We start from the raw sequence: 18598 nt of genomic DNA, 5'->3' as shown, positions 1-18598 counted from the left end.
ATTACCGATTAATAACTTTAGAATATTTTAATAGTGATGATTTAATCTCAAAACCATGATTAAGTGTTACCTGATAATTTATCTTAACATCCAATCGTGAGCCATTTTCATAAAACTGAATCATGCCTTTTTTTTCAGCAAAACCACGAATTAAACTTACAGTTAAAATAGCTTTACCGTCAATAAAGTTAAAAATTTTAGCTAAACTACCGCGTTTAGATTGACCAATAAAAACCAGCTGGCAATCAGCGAGATTTTCAATTTCTTTAGGGTGTAAAATTTTTACAGGTTTATTTTTAATTTTTTTATTATCATATAATTTTAGATAACCACCAAAGCTATCATCACCAAAAATACAAATATTAAAAAAAGAGCTTTCCTGCTGCTGTATTGCTGTATTAGTTAACCAAATAACATGTTTAGAGACAACACCTAAATAAACTGCCTTCATTTCTTCTCGATCAACAGAAAAACTAGGGGTAGAAAAAAATAACATGGAAAAGCAACATAAAATTAGATAGAATCTAATCTTATTAGTTTTTTTTCTAGTAACCTTATTTAAAGGTAAAGTTACTGATTGTTTATACACAATAATCTCATATAAATTCTATAAATTAAGAAGGGCTTAACAAAATGCTTATAAAGTATACCTAATCTCAACAAAATTTTAAACAACATATTTTCAATGATTAAAAAATTTTCTGATTTATCAATTCGTACTAAATTAGTGCTTATTTTAAGTTCAACGGCTGTTATTGCCCTATCCATTGCCTGTAGTTTTATTTTTTATACCTACCTTATTGATGTTAAACAAAATGAAATAAAAACGATTACACAAATAGCTAATGTAAGTAGTATTAACATTGCAACGGCACTTAGTTTTAGTAAAAAAGAAGATACTAAAGAAATGATAGCCTCATTGGCGGATAATTCTAGCATGGTAGCTACCATAATTTACCAAGAAAATAGCGAAGTATTTGTTAGCTATTTTCATGAGCATCTTAGTGTTAATGAAAAAAATAAATTAATGGAGAATTCCAAAGCTAAGTTACATAATTACCAACATAATAATTTACCGAGTGAACCAAATTTATTTTATTTTTGGGAAAATTTTGACGCAATTGTATCTATTAAGCTTGAAAACAGGGAAATAGGAATACTACATATTATTGCTGATACTAAAGATTTAAAAGCAAGAACTATTAATTTAGCTTACTCATTACTTGCTGTTATTGTTGTAACACTATTGATTATTTTTATCCTTACTTATTTTTTCCAAAGAATTTTTTCAAATCCTATTTATGCCTTATTAAATATTATGAAAAAAGTTCCAGAAAATAGGAACTATAGCCTTGCCAAAGAAATACAACGCAACGATGAATATGGTGCTTTATTTAAAGGTTTTGCAACGATGATGGATGAGTTAAAAACCATTGAAAAAGAACTAATCATTGAAAAAGATAAAGCCAATCAAGCGAATCAAACTAAAAGCAATTTTCTAGCTAACATGAGTCATGAAATTCGTACTCCCATGAATGCTATTATTGGACTCAGTGAATTAGCCTTAAAAAATGATCTTAGCTCTAAATTACATGATTATTTATTTAAAATAAATCATTCGGCCGCCGACCTACTGGGAATTATTAATGATATTTTAGATTTTTCAAAAATTGAAGCAGGAATGTTAGAAATTGAAAATAAAAAATTTCATTTATCAGTAGACGTAATTGATAAAGCACTTAATCTTGGCAATGAGCGTGCTTTAGAAAAAAATATCACTTTATCCTGTTCTATTAACCCTAATGTGCCACAATTTTTAGTCGGTGATGCGTTACGTTTAAGACAAATTTTGATTAATTTAATTAGTAATGCCATTAAATTTACCGAACAAGGGGAAGTCATCGTTACCATTAAAAAAGGTAATAGCACTGATAACACAATTAAGCTAATTTTTAATGTTCAAGATTCAGGTATAGGGATTACCCCTGAGCAAATAAAAAAGTTATTTAAACCCTTTACCCAAGCAGATACATCAACCACCCGACAATTTGGAGGGACAGGATTAGGGCTGGCTATTTGTAAACAACTCACAGAATTAATGGGGGGGAATATTTCTGTCGAAAGTGACTTTGATATAGGAAGTACCTTTACATTTACAGTGAACCTAGGTTTTCAGGATGAACAATCACCTATTATCGTCAAAGCACAAGAAGAGGTCGTTCAAAAACCTGAAAAGGTTAATATTTTAGAGAATGCTCACATCTTATTAGCAGAAGATAATAAAATTAATCAATTAGTCGCCACTGAATTTTTGAAAACAGCAGGAATTAAGGTTGATATAGCCAATAATGGTAAGGAAGCGGTTACCAAAGCACTTGACCCTGAAAACCATTACCATGCTATTTTAATGGATGTACAAATGCCTGAAATGGATGGAATAGAGGCCACTAGAATTATTCGTCAACAGCTTAAAAATATTCCCATTATAGCCATGACCGCCTATGCGATGGATGAAGAAAAACAAAAATTTATTGATGCGGGGATGAATACCCATGTACCCAAACCTATTGATTCAAAACTTCTTTATGATACGTTAGCGCATTGGATTAAAAGATAGGGAGTAAAAATACTACGCCAATTTCATTTGCTTAAGTTGATAATGCAATACGCCCCATGAACCCAGTACCCCCTAATGAAGATGAAATAAACAATAAAATAAGACTTTCAGAAAAGTTTAAAAATAAAACTTCATAACTATTATCGTAAAGCTCAGACAAATGTTCCATTGGACTTTTTAATATCAGCGTAATAACCGTAACAATTGAAAACCAAGGGGTCTGAAAACCAAGGAAACCAAGGGGTCAGCCAGCTTTGAACCAAGGGGTCAGCCAGCTTTGAACCAAGGGGTCAGCCAGCTTGCAAACCAAGGGGTCAGATACTGTCTTAAAAAGCAACTCTATTTTACTTTTATTTATTAAAAATTAAGCTTATTTTGATTTACTCTTTAAAACCCTAGCTCTTAATTTGGTAATTTATATCAAATGGTTTTTCTGACTTTAAGACACCATAGGACAAAATTAATAATTTTCTCATGACAGCGATTATCGCTACTTTTTTAGGCTTACCATTATTAACTAAACGCTCATAAACAAGCTTCAGCATTGGGTTGTATCGAATAGCGACAAGTGCTGGCATATAAAGCGATTTACGCAATCGTTTATGCCCAAGCTTAGATAAGGATGATTTATCAATGCTTGTACCTGACTGTATGATCTTAGGCGTTAATCCCGCATAACTGGCAATTTGTTTTGAACTTGAAAAGAAATTAATATCACCAATATACGCTAAAATACTCCATGCAGTACGCTCACCAATACCGTTAATGCTTGTTAATAATTTGACTTGCTGACTGAGACATTCGTTTTTTTTAACAATGTCCGCAATGTGTTTTTTAACCCCGATCAATTTCATTATTAATCGCTTTTTGTAATCGTTTGATAGAACGCGATGTCTGTTTATTTACACTAGCTTCTAAATGATTATTTTCTTGTGTTTTAGACTTTTCTAATTGGTCACAGCGAGTGACTAAACTATTCGTGCTCTTGCTTAGTTGCAGGCACAAGATACTGTTCGCATTTAAAGGCGTTATAAAAGAGAAGTAGGCACTAATCTGACCCACGACTTTCTAATCAAGAATAATTACAGTGTCTCTACCTCTCATCCAACCGTCATTGGATAGTGCCATTTATTTAACTAAATTAACACTGGAATCTAAGATACAAGTGTTAATTATATTTTCTATTTCCACTTGAACTGAGTAAATAGTTTGATCCTACTAATGCGGAAAAAGAAGGTATTTGCATTAAAATGTACAATACGTTTTATTGTGTTAAAACGTATTGTACATTTATGATTCTTACTTGGCTATTCCCAAAATTGGGGATATTTAGAATATTTTTCATTAAATAATTGATTTTATTATTAATTTAAAACGAGCTTCTAATTTAGTCGTTCCCAACGAAGACGTTGGGAGCAAGCACCTTTACCTAACGCGAATTCAAATCGCATTAAATCCTCCTACAAATCACGCTTTCTTTTTTGACGAATTTTATTAAAAACCTTACGCATCATACCGCTTATTTTAAACGATAAAATAATACCCGAAAGAACCAGCGTAATTGAATTTGCCCAGATTAACGCCGTATCTTCTTTATAAATACCATAGATCAACCAAAGAAATACCCCAATCGTAAATAAGCTATACATCCCTAATGAAAGCGATTCTGTATCTTTAGTACGAATCGTTAAAATAGCTTGCGGTAAAAATGAACTGGTCGTGCAAAAAGCGGCAATATAACCAATGGTTTCAAGAGAGAGTTGCATAATTTAGCGTTCTTAAAAAGTGAGGGTTATTGAGACGCAAAACCTCGCGCCTCTATCAACGTTATTGATTAGCGCGATGCTCAATAATATCATCAACCACCGCAGGGTCAGCCAGCGTTGAAGTATCACCTAAACTCTCAATTTCATTGGCCGCCACTTTACGCAGAATACGACGCATAATTTTTCCTGATCGCGTTTTAGGTAACCCTGTTGCCCATTGAATCACATCTGGATTTGCAATCGCTCCAATTTCTTTTCTAACCAAATTAACCAATTCCATTCTAAGAGCTTCCGTAGGTTCAACCCCGACATTCAACGTGACATACGCATAAATCCCCTGCCCTTTAATATCATGAGGATAACCCACCACCGCAGCCTCGGCAACATGGTGATGTAGAACTAAAGCACTTTCAACTTCCGCTGTTCCCATTCGATGACCTGAAACATTAATCACATCATCAACACGACCTGTAATCCAAAAATAACCGTCTTTATCACGACGCGCGCCATCCCCTGCAAAATAATAATTAGGATAACTGGCAAAATAGGTATCAATAAAACGTTGATGATCCCCATAAATCGTCCGTGCTTGTCCTGGCCAAGATCCCTTTAATAATAAAATACCACTGGCTTCCCCTTCCATAATAAGACCGTCATTATCAACAATTTCAGGTTTAATTCCAAAAAATGGTAACGTAGCCGACCCTGGTTTTAAATCAATCGCACCTGCTAATGGCGTAATTAAAATACCCCCCGTTTCCGTTTGCCACCAAGTATCAACAATCGGACAACGACTCTCACCAACACTGTAATAATACCATTCCCACGCTTCGGGATTAATAGGCTCACCCACTGAACCCAGTAAGCGTAAACTCGAACGGTCGGTACAGGTAACAAACACATTGCCTTGCGCCATTAAGGCACGAATAGCGGTCGGCGCAGTATAAAAAATATTAACTTGATGTTTATCTATAATTTGCCAAAAACGTGAGGCATCAGGGTAAGTCGGGATGCCTTCAAACATTAATGTCGTTGCCCCATTACATAAAGGCCCGTAAATAATATAGGAATGCCCCGTAACCCAGCCTATATCCGCCGTACACCAATAAATATCCCCGTCATGATAATCAAATACATATTTATGTGTCATCGCTGCAAATAATAAATACCCGCCCGTGGTATGCACTACGCCTTTAGGTTTTCCTGTTGAACCCGAGGTGTACAGAATAAATAAAGGGTCTTCTGCATCCATAGGTTCTGCGGGACAATCAAGTGCTGCATTGTCCATTTCAGCAAAATAATCAACATCACGTTCCGAATCCCACGTTATTTCCCCGCCTGTTGATTTAATGACAATCATTTTTTTAAGATTAGGACTTAACGCAGCCGCTTTATCGGCATTGGCTTTAATCGGAATTTTTTTACCACCACGCACGCCTTCATCGGCACAAATTAAATAACGACAATCAGCATCATTAATACGATCCGCTAAGGAATCAACAGAAAAACCACCAAAAACGATGGAATGAACCGCGCCTATTCGGGTACACGCTAAAATAACGGTAGCCGCTTCGGCAATCATCGGTAAATAAATACAAACTCGATCCCCTTTTTTAACCCCTTGTGCTTTTAAGACATTGGCAAATTGACAAACCTGTTGATGTAATTGCCGATAGGTTATTTTTTTAGCCTCATTAGGATTATCGCCTTCCCAAATAATAGCCACTTGATCGGCTCGCGTCGCTAGATGACGATCTAAGCAATTTACACTGACATTAAGTTGTCCGCCTAAAAACCAGCTGATTTCACCTTTCGGAAAATTAACTTCACTGACTTTATCCCACGGTTTTATCCAATCTAAAAAATTAGTCGCTTGTTCCGCCCAAAATACATCAGGTTCATTAATCGACTGTTGATACAAAGTTTGATACGTTTCGCGATTAATATGCGAATGCTCAGCAAAACTGGCTTTGACGGGATAGAGTTTAGTCTTTGACATAATGAGGTCTCGATACGATGGCTTAATAGACGATGAAGAAGAAATATATCACTTAAGACAATAGCATAAAACAAGCGTTTTTTATACTGTGCCACCGTAAACTTAAAGGCCGTGTGCGATGATAAAATCAGTTTTAGTCACGATCAAAGACCGCCGCTAAGGCATTCAATGTTTCTAAGTCAGGTAATGTTTCATAAACTCCGCTCAACGGCTCTTCGGCAATCATCCCACGAACAAATAAATAACGCACGCCCCCAAAATGCTGTTGATAATTATAATGGGGTAATCGAGCCTGTAAATAAAGATGTAAAACCACACTGTAAAGCCAATATTGCAAGCCATAATTATGTTCACGCATCGCGTCAATTAAGCTTACCTCTTCATAATTAGCTAAATAATTAGTTTTATAATCCATCACATAATATCGCCCGTCGTATTCACAGATTAAATCAATAAACCCTGTCAAATAGCCTTCCAGTTGCTTTGAATTTAAGGGCTGATAACTCAAACAAGACTTTAAATGTTTATTAATTTCGGTCACATTAAATACGTTAACCGCTAAATAAAACGGCATTTCTTTAATACATTGCCACGGTTTAAGGTTTTTTAAACAAAATTCCTCATCTGTCAATGAAAGCGGCGTACTTACAACTGCTTGCAAAAGCTGATTAATTACGTCAGGTTGCGCTATTGTTAGCCCATAACGCAAGCAGGTTTTATCCCGTTGTTCACTCATATCCCTCTCAGGATCGGCTAAATTTTTGAAATAATTAAACTCCAATAAACTATGAATCACATTCCCTGTATGCGCCCCTCGGGGTAAAGCCAGAATAAGCGGAGTATCGGGCTTATTAATGTCATTTTCCGTTTCACTCTCATTAGTATCAAAATGCTCAGTTTTAGTTAACGTCGCTAAGGCCGTATAACTACTCAGTTGCCAAGAATTGTTCAGTGACCGTTTTCTTAATTTGACTTTAAAATCAATCATGGGTGAGTTTTCGTTATAAAAACCCGATAAAACAGCCTCTCGATCCAGTAAGGCATAATCAAACACCTCATCCTGTTCATGCTTAAGATGTTGTAATTTTTGTTGCTGCGCCTCAAAATTATCGTCATCAAAATCCATCAAATAAGCCAATGCTGAATTATTAGGCGATTGTTTACTCCGCACATTGGCCCACGTCATGTAACAACGGTATTTTGCCCGCGTCACCGCAACATATAAAATGCGTAAATCTTCAGCTAATTGCTCATTTAACGCCATTAATTTATGCTTCTCAAATTTTGATGACCCTAAATCGGTAATCATTCTCCCCGAAGTATGACAGTTAATTAATTCCTTTTCTTGCTTGAGTCGCTCATTGCTTTGCCATAAAAAAGGACAAAAAACAATTTGATATTCCAAGCCTTTAGAACGGTGCATCGTGACAATTTTAACCGCGTCGTCATCACTCTCAAGACGTAATTGTTGCTCTTCCGAACTTCCGTGTTCTGCTTGTTGAATCGCATGGGCTAAATAATCCAAGGTTTTATGGACGCCTAATGTTTGCTCCATTTCAACTTGCTGCACTAATTCGATCAAATGATTTAAATTACTTAAACTACGTTCGGCTAACGGGTGGGTCGATAAATGTTGATAAACACGTTCGTGAGCTAATAAGCGGGACATCATCACCATTAAACCGTGTTGTTGCCATAATAAATGGTAATCATTAAACCGTGAAACCCAGCCATCTAATTCGATTTCATTATTCATCAAGGCATAGAATGATTGGCCCTGTAAACCAAACCAATCTAAGGCTAATGCTTGTTTTAAACGTGAAATATCGGTTATTAAGGCAACCGCTTCTAAAAGCTGGTACAACTCAAAAGCTTGTGGCGATGCAAACACCGATTGCGTGCTATTAATAACCGCTGGAACACCCCGCTGTTGTAAGGCCAATTGATAATCACTGGCTTGTTGATTGCTTCTCACTAAAATAGCGATGGCTTTAGGGGCGATCTTTATTTTTTCAGCCTTTTGTTTCAAAAAATAATCATTTGTTAATAAATCAACCACTTCATTGACCACCGCAATTTTAATCACTTTCGCCGCTTTGCCACTGGTCCAGTCCCCCGTATTACTGTCACTTTCACCGAGCTGCCATAACATCATCGGCGCACAGATTTCTTGCTGATAATAAATCTCACCTGCGGAGGTTTCAAGGGCAGGATCAACGTTATAAAAAGAAAGTTTTTCAAATACAAAAGCCTCTTTGCGGGAAAAAAGTCGATTCACCGCGTTGACTAAGTTAGGATGAGACCGCCAATTACGCGCTAAGGTAAAGGGATGTTGTGCTTGATCTTTCGCCGTAAAATACGAAAATATATCCGCCCCTCGAAATTTATAAATAGCCTGTTTAGGATCACCGATTAAATACATAAAATGAGCGGATTCTGCAAATAACGCGCTAAAAATTTGCCATTGCTGTTCGTCGGTATCCTGAAATTCGTCAATTAAAGCCACCTGAAATCGTTGCCGTAAAAGATTAATTAACTGCTTTTGTTTGTCATGACGAATCGCTGTGGATAAATGGGTAATTAAATCATCAAATGTCAGCTGATTTAACGGCTGTAAATACACATCAAGCCGTGTCTGTAAATCATTCACCAAGCCTAAGCGAAAATGTAAGCTTACCTGATTAATGGCATCAAACAATTCATTAAAAGCACTGTTTTCAATCGTGAGCGTTGCAATGTATTCTGCTTTACGTTCATCCGTGCTTTGTAATTTTGTTTTTCTAAATTTAGCCCCATTTAAGGCCTGATAAATCATCTGATCGCTGAATAAATCTAACGCGTCAATTTCAGGTAGTGCGAGTGCTTCGCCCTTTAGCCAAGAATGTAAGGTTTTCGCTAAGGTTTCAAAAATTTTCACATAGCTTTTTTTAAATTTTTCATCCTGAAAAGCCTGTGTTAAAGTTTTATAAATAGACTCAAACTGAGACTCTGCTTGATTAATAAGTTGTTCACAGTGCGTTAATAACGCCTCTAAATTCCCCCCTTTTGGAATAACATCAGCCGATGAAGAAACGGTAGCGACACTGGCTAATAATTCACTCGGCGTTTGATAATACGCCGTTAACAATGAAACCTGCAAGGCTGTCCGTGGATAGAGTTGTTTTCGCCAATAATCATCAGCACAGCTTTGTTTAATCGTTAAACTATCGGTTGTTAATTCAAACTTAAATAATTGACCGCTTTCGAGTGCATACTCTGTTAAAACACGCTGGCAAAAACCATGAATAGTAAAAATTCCTGCCTGATCTATATTTAATAAGGCTGTGTCTAAACGCGCTTTTGCTGATAATTTATCGTTAGCACTTAAACCTTCCCACCATTCATTCAACGCACTGTTTTTTTCACGGCCTTCGGTGAGTCTTTTGGCTTCCGCTAAACGTAAACGAATGCGGTCTTTTAGCTCTTCAGTGGCTGCTTTAGTAAACGTCACCACTAATAATTGCTCAATCTTAATATTTTTTTCAACGATAAAACGTAAAACTAACAGAGCAATCGTATAGGTTTTTCCTGTCCCTGCACTGGCTTCAATTAAATTAATGCCCGTTTTTAATGCGGTTGATTCGGGCTGAAAGTTTTCAATATCCATCATTAATGTCCTTTATTTATTAAAAAGCTGAAATCATTAGCGGTGTATAATAGTCAGCTTATTTTGATTTTAGGTAACAAAATTTTGCAAAGGCCCCGAATACTATCCTCTTCAGTCCGATTTTATAGCCTACTTTTATTGCTACTCTTGGCAAGTTTTAATCTTTTCGCGCATGGTGTTGATAGCCATACCGAAGATTTTTTGCGTAACCAGCAAGGGCTGGCGATTGCACCTTTTTTATATATTGGTGCAAAACACATGGTGACAGGTTACGATCATTTATTATTTCTAGTTGGGGTTATTTTCTTTTTATTTCGCCCAAAAGATATATTAATCTATGTCAGCTTATTCACCCTCGGACATAGTATTACCTTACTCTTTGGCGTTTTAGAAAATATTGCCGTCAATGCGTATTTAATTGATGCTATTATTGGCTTATCTATTGTCTATAAAGGCTTTGATAATTTAGGTGGCTTTAAACGATTACTAGGCTTCCAACCCAATACGAAAGTAGCGGTGGTTATTTTTGGCTTATGTCATGGCTTTGGCCTAGCGACTAAATTACAGGATTTTAATTTACCGCAACAAGCCCTATGGAAAAACTTGATAGCCTTTAATATCGGCGTAGAACTGGGTCAATTTATCGCTCTCTTTTTTATTTTAATCGCGCTTGGATTTTGGCGACGACATAAAAGTTATTATCATTTTTCAACGACAACGAATACCTTGCTAATGACAGGGGGTTTTGTTTTATTCGGCTACCAATTAACAGGCTATTTGATCTCTACTTAAATGATGAATGAATTTACTCCCCCAGTACACTCCCTTAAAACACTGTTTATTTCTACGGCATTGGCCAGTCTATTAGCCCTTATTATACTCGTGGTTGCAGTGTTACCCGCCGAATATAATATTGACCCCACAGGGCTGGGAAAAATAATGGGGCTAAACCAGCTTGCCCCGACAAAAAAATCAACGCCTGCTATTTCGGGGCATCCTAAATCCCATATACCCGATGCGATTAATATTACCGTAGTTGACCCCAAGCGCGTTGAAGCACAAATGGCCGAAATTAAACGTGATTTGGAAAATATGTGGATAGATACGGTGACTATTATCGTTCCTGCAATGAAAGGATTAGAATATAAATTTTATCTTGAAAAAGGTGAAAATTTAGGTTTTGAATGGCAAACTGAGGGTGAAAAGCTGCATTTTGATTTTCATGGTGAACCCAAAGGCAATACCACAGGCTATTTTAAAAGCTACAAACTCACTACCGATAATAAATCCAGTGGAACATTAACCACACCCTTTGCAGGATCACATGGCTGGTATTGGGAAAATAAAACCCAATCGCCCATAAGACTCATTTTAAAAACCAAAGGAAATTATAAAATTTTAGGATTAATGTAACGTGCCTGAAAATTTACATGATAAAGGTTACAAGCGATTATTTTCTAATAAACAATTTTTTCGTGAACTCATTGAAACTTTTGTTACCGAAGATTGGGTTAAAGAAATTGATTTTACCCATTGCCAAAAAATTGATAAATCCTTTGTTTCTAAACATTACAAAAAAACTGAATTGGTTTAAACAGCTTGTTTTTCGCGGTAAAAAATCATTGGATGATTACCAACAACTCGAGCATATTTACCAATCAATTAATGAGGTAAAAACCATGATAGATGCAACTAAAGAGCCGTATGCTCAAAGTTATTTTATTAAAGGCCAAGCGGAAGGAAAAATAGCGGGGCTAGTAGAGGGGCGTACTGAAGGACGCAGCCAAGGGCGTACTGAAGGGCGAACCGAAGCAACGTTAAGTTCTCTCATTATTGTTTTAGAATCTCGTTTTGATCCCCTGTCCGTTCAACAAAAACAATTATTATTCAACCTCAATGAACCGTCTCTCTTTCCCTTATTAAAAAAAGCTGCAACCATTGAAAGTTTGTCTCATTTTTTTCAAGATATTAGCTAAAAACTATTTTTATTTTTATATTATTTACCCACAAAAATTATGCCACACATTAACATTATTGAAGGAAACCTCACTATACAAGGGAGTAAATTTTGCATTGTCGCCTCCCGTTTTAATAGTTTTATTGTCCAACAACTTGAAGGCGGAGCTATTGATACCTTGGTCCGTCATGGTGCTAACAAAGATGATATTGATCTTATCAAAGCCCCTGGTGCGTTTGAATTACCGATGGTGGTTCAACGAGTTGCGGCCATGAAAAAATATGATGCCATCATTGCTTTAGGCGCGGTTATTCGCGGGGGAACACCCCATTTTGAATACGTTGCAGGCGAATGTGTTAAGGGCATTGCCCAAGTTTCTTTACAGTACGACATTCCTGTCAGTTTTGGAGTTTTAACCGTGGATACAATAGAACAAGCCATTGAACGTGCAGGGACAAAGGCAGGTAATAAAGGTGGAGAGGCGGCGATGTCGGCGATCGAAATGGTGAGTTTATTTAATAACTTGGAAGCCTTGTAAATGAGTCAAGCAAAAACCAATGCTCGAAAATGTGCCGTCCAAGCACTTTATCAATGGCAAATGACCGGTAATAACCTTAACACCATTGAAATGGATTTTCTTGAAGAAGAACGTTTAAAAGGCGCGCAAAAAAGTTACTTTAAAGAAATCTTTCATGGAGTCCCTAAACAAGTAGACGTTATTGATGACGCGCTTGCTGAATTTGTAGATCGCGAGGTCAATAAAATTGATCCTGTGGAACGAGCTATTTTAAGGCTGGGCGTTTATGAACTGATTAATTTTCTGGATACTCCCTATCGAGTAATTATTAATGAAGGGGTTAATTTAGCCAAACATTTTGGCGCGGAAGGCTCGCATAAATACATTAATAGTATTTTAGATAAGGTGGCCAAAAAAAAACGCTCTGCCGAAATAAAGTCGCCAAAAACTAAAAAATAACCTTCAATTTATTGATTTAAAAAAATGGCACTTTCAGAATTTGGCCTCATACAGCGGTTTTTTACCCAACCCTCGTTAAAAAACCCTATCAATCAATTGGGGGTTGGGGATGATTGTGCCTTAATGGACATTCCAGACGGGTATCAGCTTGCAATTACCACCGATACTATGGTCGAAAATGTACATTTTTTTAAAGAGGTTGATCCCTATCATTTAGGGCATAAATTACTTGCCGTTAATCTAAGCGATTTAGCCAGCATGGGCGCAAAACCTGTTTCGGTTACTTTAGCCTTAACCTTGCCCCATATTAATGAAAACTGGCTGGCTAAATTCTCTAAGGGCTTTTTATCCTTAGCCGATCACTATAACGTCGATTTAATTGGCGGCGATACAACCCGTGGCGCGTTAACGTTAACCGTTCAAGCCTTGGGAGTTGTTCCAAAAAATAAAGCCATGACCCGCTCAAAAGCACAAATCGGTGATTTAATTTATGTCACGGGAAAGATAGGCGATGCAGGCTTAGGGCTGAAGATAAAACAAGGCTATTATTGTGAGAACCCAGCACACGCCCTACAACAATTTAATCAACCGTTACCGTGTATTAATGACGGTTTAGCGATTAGAGACCTTGCTCATGCGTGTATAGATATATCGGATGGCGTGGTCGCCGATTTAGGACATATTTTAGAAAAAAGTAACGTAGGCGCGTTAATAGAGTTTGATAAACTGCCTCTTTCTAATGACGTAAAAACCTATATTAAAAAGACGGGGGATTGGCAACTTCCCCTTATTGCAGGGGATGATTATCAGCTCTGTTTTACCCTTCCTCCCGAAAATGCGGCTCAATTAAACATTGATTGCCAACAAATTGGAATGATCACGGCGGATAAAAAAATGTCTATTCAATACCAAGGCAAAATAATAAACATGAATGCTCAAGGTTATGAGCATTTTTCATAAAAAATAGATAAAGTAAGAGCCAACAAATCATCGGCTCTTCCATTCATTAAAGTCCAGCTAAGACACGAGCAACCGTTTCACCCATTGCTGCGGGCGTCGGTGCAATCGTCACACCCAGTTCAGTCAGCATTTCAACTTTTTCAGCCGCAGATTCCCCTGATTCCGAAATAATTGCTCCTGCATGACCCATACGCCGCCCTTTAGGCGCTGTTAATCCAGCAATATAAGCCACCACGGGTTTACTCATACTTTCTTTGGCGAATAACCCCGCCTCCACTTCTTGAGGCCCACCGATTTCACCAATCATTAACACCACTTTCGTTTCATCATCTTGTTCAAATTGTGCCATGATGTCACGATGAGAGCTGCCATTAATGGGATCACCCCCAATACCGACTGATGTTGAAATACCAATGCCTAACCGTTTCATTTGGTCAGCCGCTTCATAACCTAAAGTGCCTGAACGTCCAACAACGCCTATATTACCTGCCGTATAAATATGCCCTGGCATAATACCCAGCATTGATTTTCCTGGGCTAATCGTTCCTGCACAATTAGGCCCTGTTAAAATCATCCGTTCTTCAGGTGAAAATTTGCGTAAATATTGCTTCACTTTCATCATATCTTGCGTAGGAATTCCATCCGTAATCGCCACACAATATTTAATACCCGCTTCCGCCGCCTCCATAATGGAGTCAGCCGCATAAGCAGGCGGAACAAAAATAATACTGGCATCCGCCCCTTCTTGCTCCACCGATTCTTTAACCGTATTAAAAACAGGTAACTCTAAATGGGTTTGCCCTCCTTTGCCTGGCGTAATCCCACCCACGACATTAGAGCCATAATTAATCATGTCTTGAGCGTGAAAAGTACCAATTTTTCCTGTAAAACCTTGAATGATAATCCTAGTTTTTTCATTAATAAAAATAGACATTATGCCACTTCCTCAGCCAGCTCTTTAGCCACTTGTTGATTACGCGCCTTCACTGCAAGTTCCGCCGCTTCTGCCAACGTTTCCGCCGTTAAAATAGGTAAACCACTCTCAGCAATAATTTTTCGTCCTGCTTCAACATGAGTGCCTGACAAACGAACAATAAGAGGAATTTTCATATCAATTTTTTGAACCGCATGAACCACACCTTCTGCAATCCAATCACAACGATTAATTCCTGCAAAAATATTAACTAGCATGGCTTTAACATTTTTATCGGCTAACACTAATCGGAAGGCTTTTTCAGTTCGTTCGGGTGATGCACCACCGCCCACATCTAAAAAGTTAGCTGGCTCGCCCCCTGCCAATTTAATCATATCCATTGTGGCCATTGCCAAGCCCGCTCCATTAATCATACAGCCAATATCACCGTCTAAGCCGACATAACTTAAACCCCGATCAGAGGCCGCCATTTCGCGTGGATCTTCTTGCGTTTTATCGCGTAACTCAGCAATTTTTTGTTGGCGAAATAAGGCATTATCATCAAACCCCATTTTGGCATCAAGGACTACTAACTCACCATTAGGAGTCACCACTAAAGGGTTAATTTCTAACATATTGGCATCTAAATCACGCATAGCATGATAACAGCCCTGAATTAATTTAACCGCTTGACTAATTTGAGAGGATTCTAAGCCTAAAACAAACGCCATTTCACGCGCTTGAAAATCTAATAAACCCACAGCGGGGTCAATATAAATTTTAGTAATGGCCTCAGGGTTTGATTCGGCTAACTCTTCAATTTCCATCCCCCCTTGAGCAGACCCTACCATCACGATACGCTCAGAGACCCGATCAACTAAAAAACAAAAATAAAGTTCTTTAGCAATATCCGTCCCCGCTTCAATATAAAGCCGACCGCAAATTTTCCCCGCAGGACCTGTTTGATGGGTCACTAATTTACGCCCTAGCATATAATCAGCCGCCGCCTCAATCTCATCATGCGTTTTACAAATTTTAACGCCCCCTGCTTTACCGCGTGCGCCCGAATGAATTTGTGCTTTCACCGCCCAAAGATCACCACCAATTTCATGGCTTTGTTGTATCGCTTGTTCAGGACTATAAGCCAAACCACTTTCAGGCGTTTTCACCCCATAACGGGCTAGAATTTCTTTTGCTTGATATTCATGAATATCCATAGCATCTCTCTTTATCTAAATAAAAAATAGCGATTAATTATTGCTTAGCTGCAATCGCTTCGGCTGTTTTAACTAAATTACTCGCCATTTTTTCAGAAGCCGCATCAATTAAACGCCCGTCTAATGCCGCCGCCCCTTTACCTTGTTCCGCCGCTTCTTTCAGTGCCTCTAAAATACGATGAGCTTTTTCTATTTCAGCTTTCGGTGGCGTAAAAACTTCATTCGCTAAAGCAACTTGCGAAGGATGAATCGCCCATTTTCCTTCACAGCCTAAGGCAGCAGCACGTCTTGCCGCGTCTTTATAACCGTCAGGATCTTTAATATCCCCAAAAGGGCCATCAATCGGACGTAAACCATACGCACGACACGCAACCGTCATTCGACTAATGGCAAAATGCCATTGATCGCCTGGATAATCAGGGTTTAAGCCTCCAATATTAGTGGTTCTAGCCCGATTACTCGCCGCATAATCCGCTACACCAAAATGCAGAGCTTCCAAACGTCCGCCCAAAGCCCCTTGTTTAGCAATATCTTCAACATTCGCCATACCCAATGCCGTTTCAATTAAGGCCTCAATACCAATACGGTTTTTCAAACCTTGCTGCATTTCAAGTTGATTAAGCATCGCTTCAACCATATAAACATCCGCATAAACGCCGACTTTAGGAATTAAGATGGTTTTTAATTTATCACCACATTGCTCGACTAAATTAACCACATCTCTTACCATATACTGCGTATCTAAGCCATTGATACGCACTGAGATCGTAACCCCATGGCCTTCCCAATCTAAATCATTAATGGCTTCGATGACATTTTTACGGGCTTGTAATTTATCATCAGGGGCGACCGCATCCTCTAAATCTAAGAAAATAAAATCGACACCACTTGTAAGGGCTTTTTCGAACATTGAAGGGTTAGAACCCGGTACGGCAAGCTCACAACGTTGCACACGCTGTGCATTAGCTTCATATAAAGTATGACTCATAATTGCTTTCTTCTGTTATGTAATTTAATAATGAAGGATATTCTTTAAATTTAGGGTTAATTTAAGAATTGAAAAAACCCACCATTATACAGCCTAATTTTAGGCTCGTTCGCTTAAATGGCGTTATCATTGTTTATATTTTATTGATTTCAAAGCTAATTTAAGTTAGAAACTTCAAGCTCTTTACTCATAATTTTTTGAGGAATTTAAAAAGACACTTATTTTTCAACAAATAGCCCGTTTATCAATATAGGATTAACACAGTCTCATAGAGATACGATGTTTCGCATCTCAATAAAACGTAAGATTAGACTAAAAGTCTGGCGTACAAAACATGTTTTATATTCCAAACTTTTTTATAGATTAGCTAAGACCAGTAATACCCATCATTTTATTTAACAATACTCGGATCTTTTATCGTTGGATGGGCGGTAATCATTGATGTTCGTCCCACCATAATATCAATCGCTTTAAATAAGCGTTTAAAAACCAAATCCTGACAATAGGGAATCCCATGTTTTTTACACACTTCAACGACTTTAGGTTGTGCATATTGGTATTGATTTAAAGGGATGTCAGGCCATAAATGATGCTCAACTTGATAATTCAACCATCCATAAAAGAAGTCATTCGCATCCGATCCTGTCGGATAATTAACCGAACCTAGTATTTGTCTCAAATAAAATTCTCCCTTGCCTTTGCCCCGTTCATCAAACATCATCACATCATCCCCCGCATGATTAGGAATAATGACTAAAAAGGCGTGCATGTTGGTAAAAATTTCAGCTAAAACCGAGGTTAATAACACACTCATGGCGGCAAAGGAGCTAAACGGTAAAAATAATAACGGTAAAAATACAAATCGAAACGTCACATAAGGAAGAATACTCTGTGACCATAAGGCTCGTCCCTGTTGGGTAAATAAGCTCCATGCGCCTATACGCGTCATTTTAGGAATGGTTTCTCTTTTTTGTCTTGCCCGACTCAGGTGTAATTCTTTATGCGCTCTTGGGGCATAATAAAGTACCTTCCAAATCGTGGTAAATAACCCAATAATGACAAACCGTAAACTCATCGGTATGTTTGATTCACGCAACCATTTTAAATTATGTTGTAAATGATCGGGGTCAATTTTTTCACCTAAATTATAATGATGTAAAATATCATGTTCTTGATGCCAACCTTCGGGAGTAATCCAATCGGGCCAATCCAAAAAACGTCGCCACCCTTGTGCAAATTTTTTACTGGTATAGCTATCAGGGATTTTAGAGATTTTATCATAACCTTTATGAATAATCGGGTGCGTCATTTGTGTCCAGCGGGTAAAACTTCCTTGGCTTATTAATAAGGCCGAAAATGGATTAGGAAAAATCCATGCGGTGCCATAACCCAGTATTGAACAAATACGCCCCCAGCGTTCCATTTTTTTTAAATGTTTAAAATCATTTTCACCCACACGCGCCAAAATATCACGATGAATTTCATCTAAATCTTTTGCTAATTGCTCTCTATCAACCGTTTGATAACTCTTCAATTTCAACTTTCTGTTACTCCTAAAA

The 18598-nt window shown here is 37.7% G+C and carries 18 protein-coding genes; 8 read left to right on the top strand and 10 right to left on the bottom strand.

Annotated elements, in window-relative coordinates:
• Position 1 precedes the first annotated feature (1 nt).
• Complete coding sequence (locus Q9M50_02940) at positions 2-589, bottom strand: YfiR family protein (protein ID MDQ7089585.1); 588 nt, start codon at positions 587-589, stop codon at positions 2-4.
• A 96-nt stretch (positions 590-685) separates the two neighbouring features.
• On the opposite strand from Q9M50_02940, the gene Q9M50_02935 reads away from it, so the two are divergent.
• Positions 686-2617, top strand: a complete 1932-nt coding sequence (locus tag Q9M50_02935; GenBank protein MDQ7089584.1) for an ATP-binding protein — start codon at positions 686-688, stop codon at positions 2615-2617.
• A gap of 395 nt (positions 2618-3012) precedes the next feature.
• Here Q9M50_02935 and Q9M50_02930 read toward each other — a convergent pair whose 3' ends face one another.
• From Q9M50_02930 to recB, 5 genes are all read right to left on the bottom strand, one after another.
• On the bottom strand, positions 3013-3471 hold the full coding sequence (locus Q9M50_02930; GenBank protein ID MDQ7089583.1) for a transposase: 459 nt from the start codon (positions 3469-3471) through the stop codon (positions 3013-3015).
• Positions 3452-3679, bottom strand: coding sequence for a hypothetical protein (locus tag Q9M50_02925; GenBank protein MDQ7089582.1), 228 nt, complete (start codon positions 3677-3679; stop codon positions 3452-3454). Before Q9M50_02925 ends, Q9M50_02930 begins: the two co-directional genes overlap by 20 nt.
• 398 nt (positions 3680-4077) lie before the next feature.
• Complete coding sequence (locus Q9M50_02920; protein ID MDQ7089581.1) at positions 4078-4383, bottom strand: SemiSWEET transporter; 306 nt, start codon at positions 4381-4383, stop codon at positions 4078-4080.
• Between the two features lie 61 nt (positions 4384-4444).
• On the bottom strand, positions 4445-6382 hold the full coding sequence (gene acs, locus Q9M50_02915) for an acetate--CoA ligase (protein MDQ7089580.1): 1938 nt from the start codon (positions 6380-6382) through the stop codon (positions 4445-4447).
• Between the two features lie 133 nt (positions 6383-6515).
• Complete coding sequence (recB, locus tag Q9M50_02910; GenBank protein ID MDQ7089579.1) at positions 6516-10028, bottom strand: exodeoxyribonuclease V subunit beta; 3513 nt, start codon at positions 10026-10028, stop codon at positions 6516-6518.
• A gap of 84 nt (positions 10029-10112) precedes the next feature.
• Between recB and Q9M50_02905 the strand changes: the two genes are divergently transcribed.
• The 7 genes from Q9M50_02905 to thiL are packed head-to-tail and all read left to right on the top strand — an operon-like array spanning position 10113 to position 13921.
• Positions 10113-10820 (top strand): HupE/UreJ family protein, encoded by a 708-nt coding sequence (locus Q9M50_02905; GenBank protein MDQ7089578.1) that lies wholly within the window; start codon positions 10113-10115, stop codon positions 10818-10820.
• Positions 10821-11441, top strand: a complete 621-nt coding sequence (locus Q9M50_02900; GenBank protein ID MDQ7089577.1) for a hypothetical protein — start codon at positions 10821-10823, stop codon at positions 11439-11441.
• A 1-nt stretch (position 11442) separates the two neighbouring features.
• Entirely contained in the window at positions 11443-11622 is a 180-nt protein-coding gene (locus tag Q9M50_02895) for a hypothetical protein (GenBank protein ID MDQ7089576.1), read from the top strand.
• On the top strand, positions 11585-12004 hold the full coding sequence (locus Q9M50_02890) for a hypothetical protein (GenBank protein ID MDQ7089575.1): 420 nt from the start codon (positions 11585-11587) through the stop codon (positions 12002-12004). Before Q9M50_02895 ends, Q9M50_02890 begins: the two co-directional genes overlap by 38 nt.
• 39 nt (positions 12005-12043) lie before the next feature.
• The gene (gene ribE / locus Q9M50_02885) at positions 12044-12523 is read left to right on the top strand and encodes a 6,7-dimethyl-8-ribityllumazine synthase (GenBank protein ID MDQ7089574.1); all 480 of its coding nucleotides are present in this window, start codon (positions 12044-12046) and stop codon (positions 12521-12523) included.
• Positions 12524-12961 (top strand): transcription antitermination factor NusB, encoded by a 438-nt coding sequence (gene nusB, locus Q9M50_02880; protein ID MDQ7089573.1) that lies wholly within the window; start codon positions 12524-12526, stop codon positions 12959-12961.
• A 24-nt stretch (positions 12962-12985) separates the two neighbouring features.
• On the top strand, positions 12986-13921 hold the full coding sequence (thiL, locus tag Q9M50_02875) for a thiamine-phosphate kinase (protein MDQ7089572.1): 936 nt from the start codon (positions 12986-12988) through the stop codon (positions 13919-13921).
• 46 nt (positions 13922-13967) lie between these two features.
• On the opposite strand, the gene sucD is transcribed toward thiL, so the two are convergent.
• From sucD to Q9M50_02855, 4 genes are all read right to left on the bottom strand, one after another.
• On the bottom strand, positions 13968-14855 hold the full coding sequence (sucD, locus tag Q9M50_02870; GenBank protein MDQ7089571.1) for a succinate--CoA ligase subunit alpha: 888 nt from the start codon (positions 14853-14855) through the stop codon (positions 13968-13970).
• Positions 14855-16051: a malate--CoA ligase subunit beta gene (locus Q9M50_02865; protein ID MDQ7089570.1), complete on the bottom strand. Its 1197-nt coding sequence runs from the start codon at positions 16049-16051 to the stop codon at positions 14855-14857. The genes sucD and Q9M50_02865 overlap by 1 nt, the downstream gene beginning before the upstream one ends.
• 37 nt (positions 16052-16088) lie before the next feature.
• Positions 16089-17039 carry a CoA ester lyase gene (locus tag Q9M50_02860; GenBank protein ID MDQ7089569.1) on the bottom strand — a complete coding sequence of 317 codons (951 nt, stop codon included), beginning with the start codon at positions 17037-17039 and terminating at the stop codon, positions 16089-16091.
• 391 nt (positions 17040-17430) lie between these two features.
• Positions 17431-18579, bottom strand: a complete 1149-nt coding sequence (locus Q9M50_02855; protein ID MDQ7089568.1) for a fatty acid desaturase — start codon at positions 18577-18579, stop codon at positions 17431-17433.
• Between the last annotated feature and the right edge of the window lie 19 nt (positions 18580-18598).

The sequence above is a fragment of the Methylococcales bacterium genome (assembly GCA_030949405.1).
GTDB lineage: Bacteria > Pseudomonadota > Gammaproteobacteria > Methylococcales > Methylomonadaceae > WTBX01.
The sequence above is the reverse complement of the archived record's forward strand: the minus strand, read 5'-3'. Positions and strand labels throughout refer to the sequence as shown.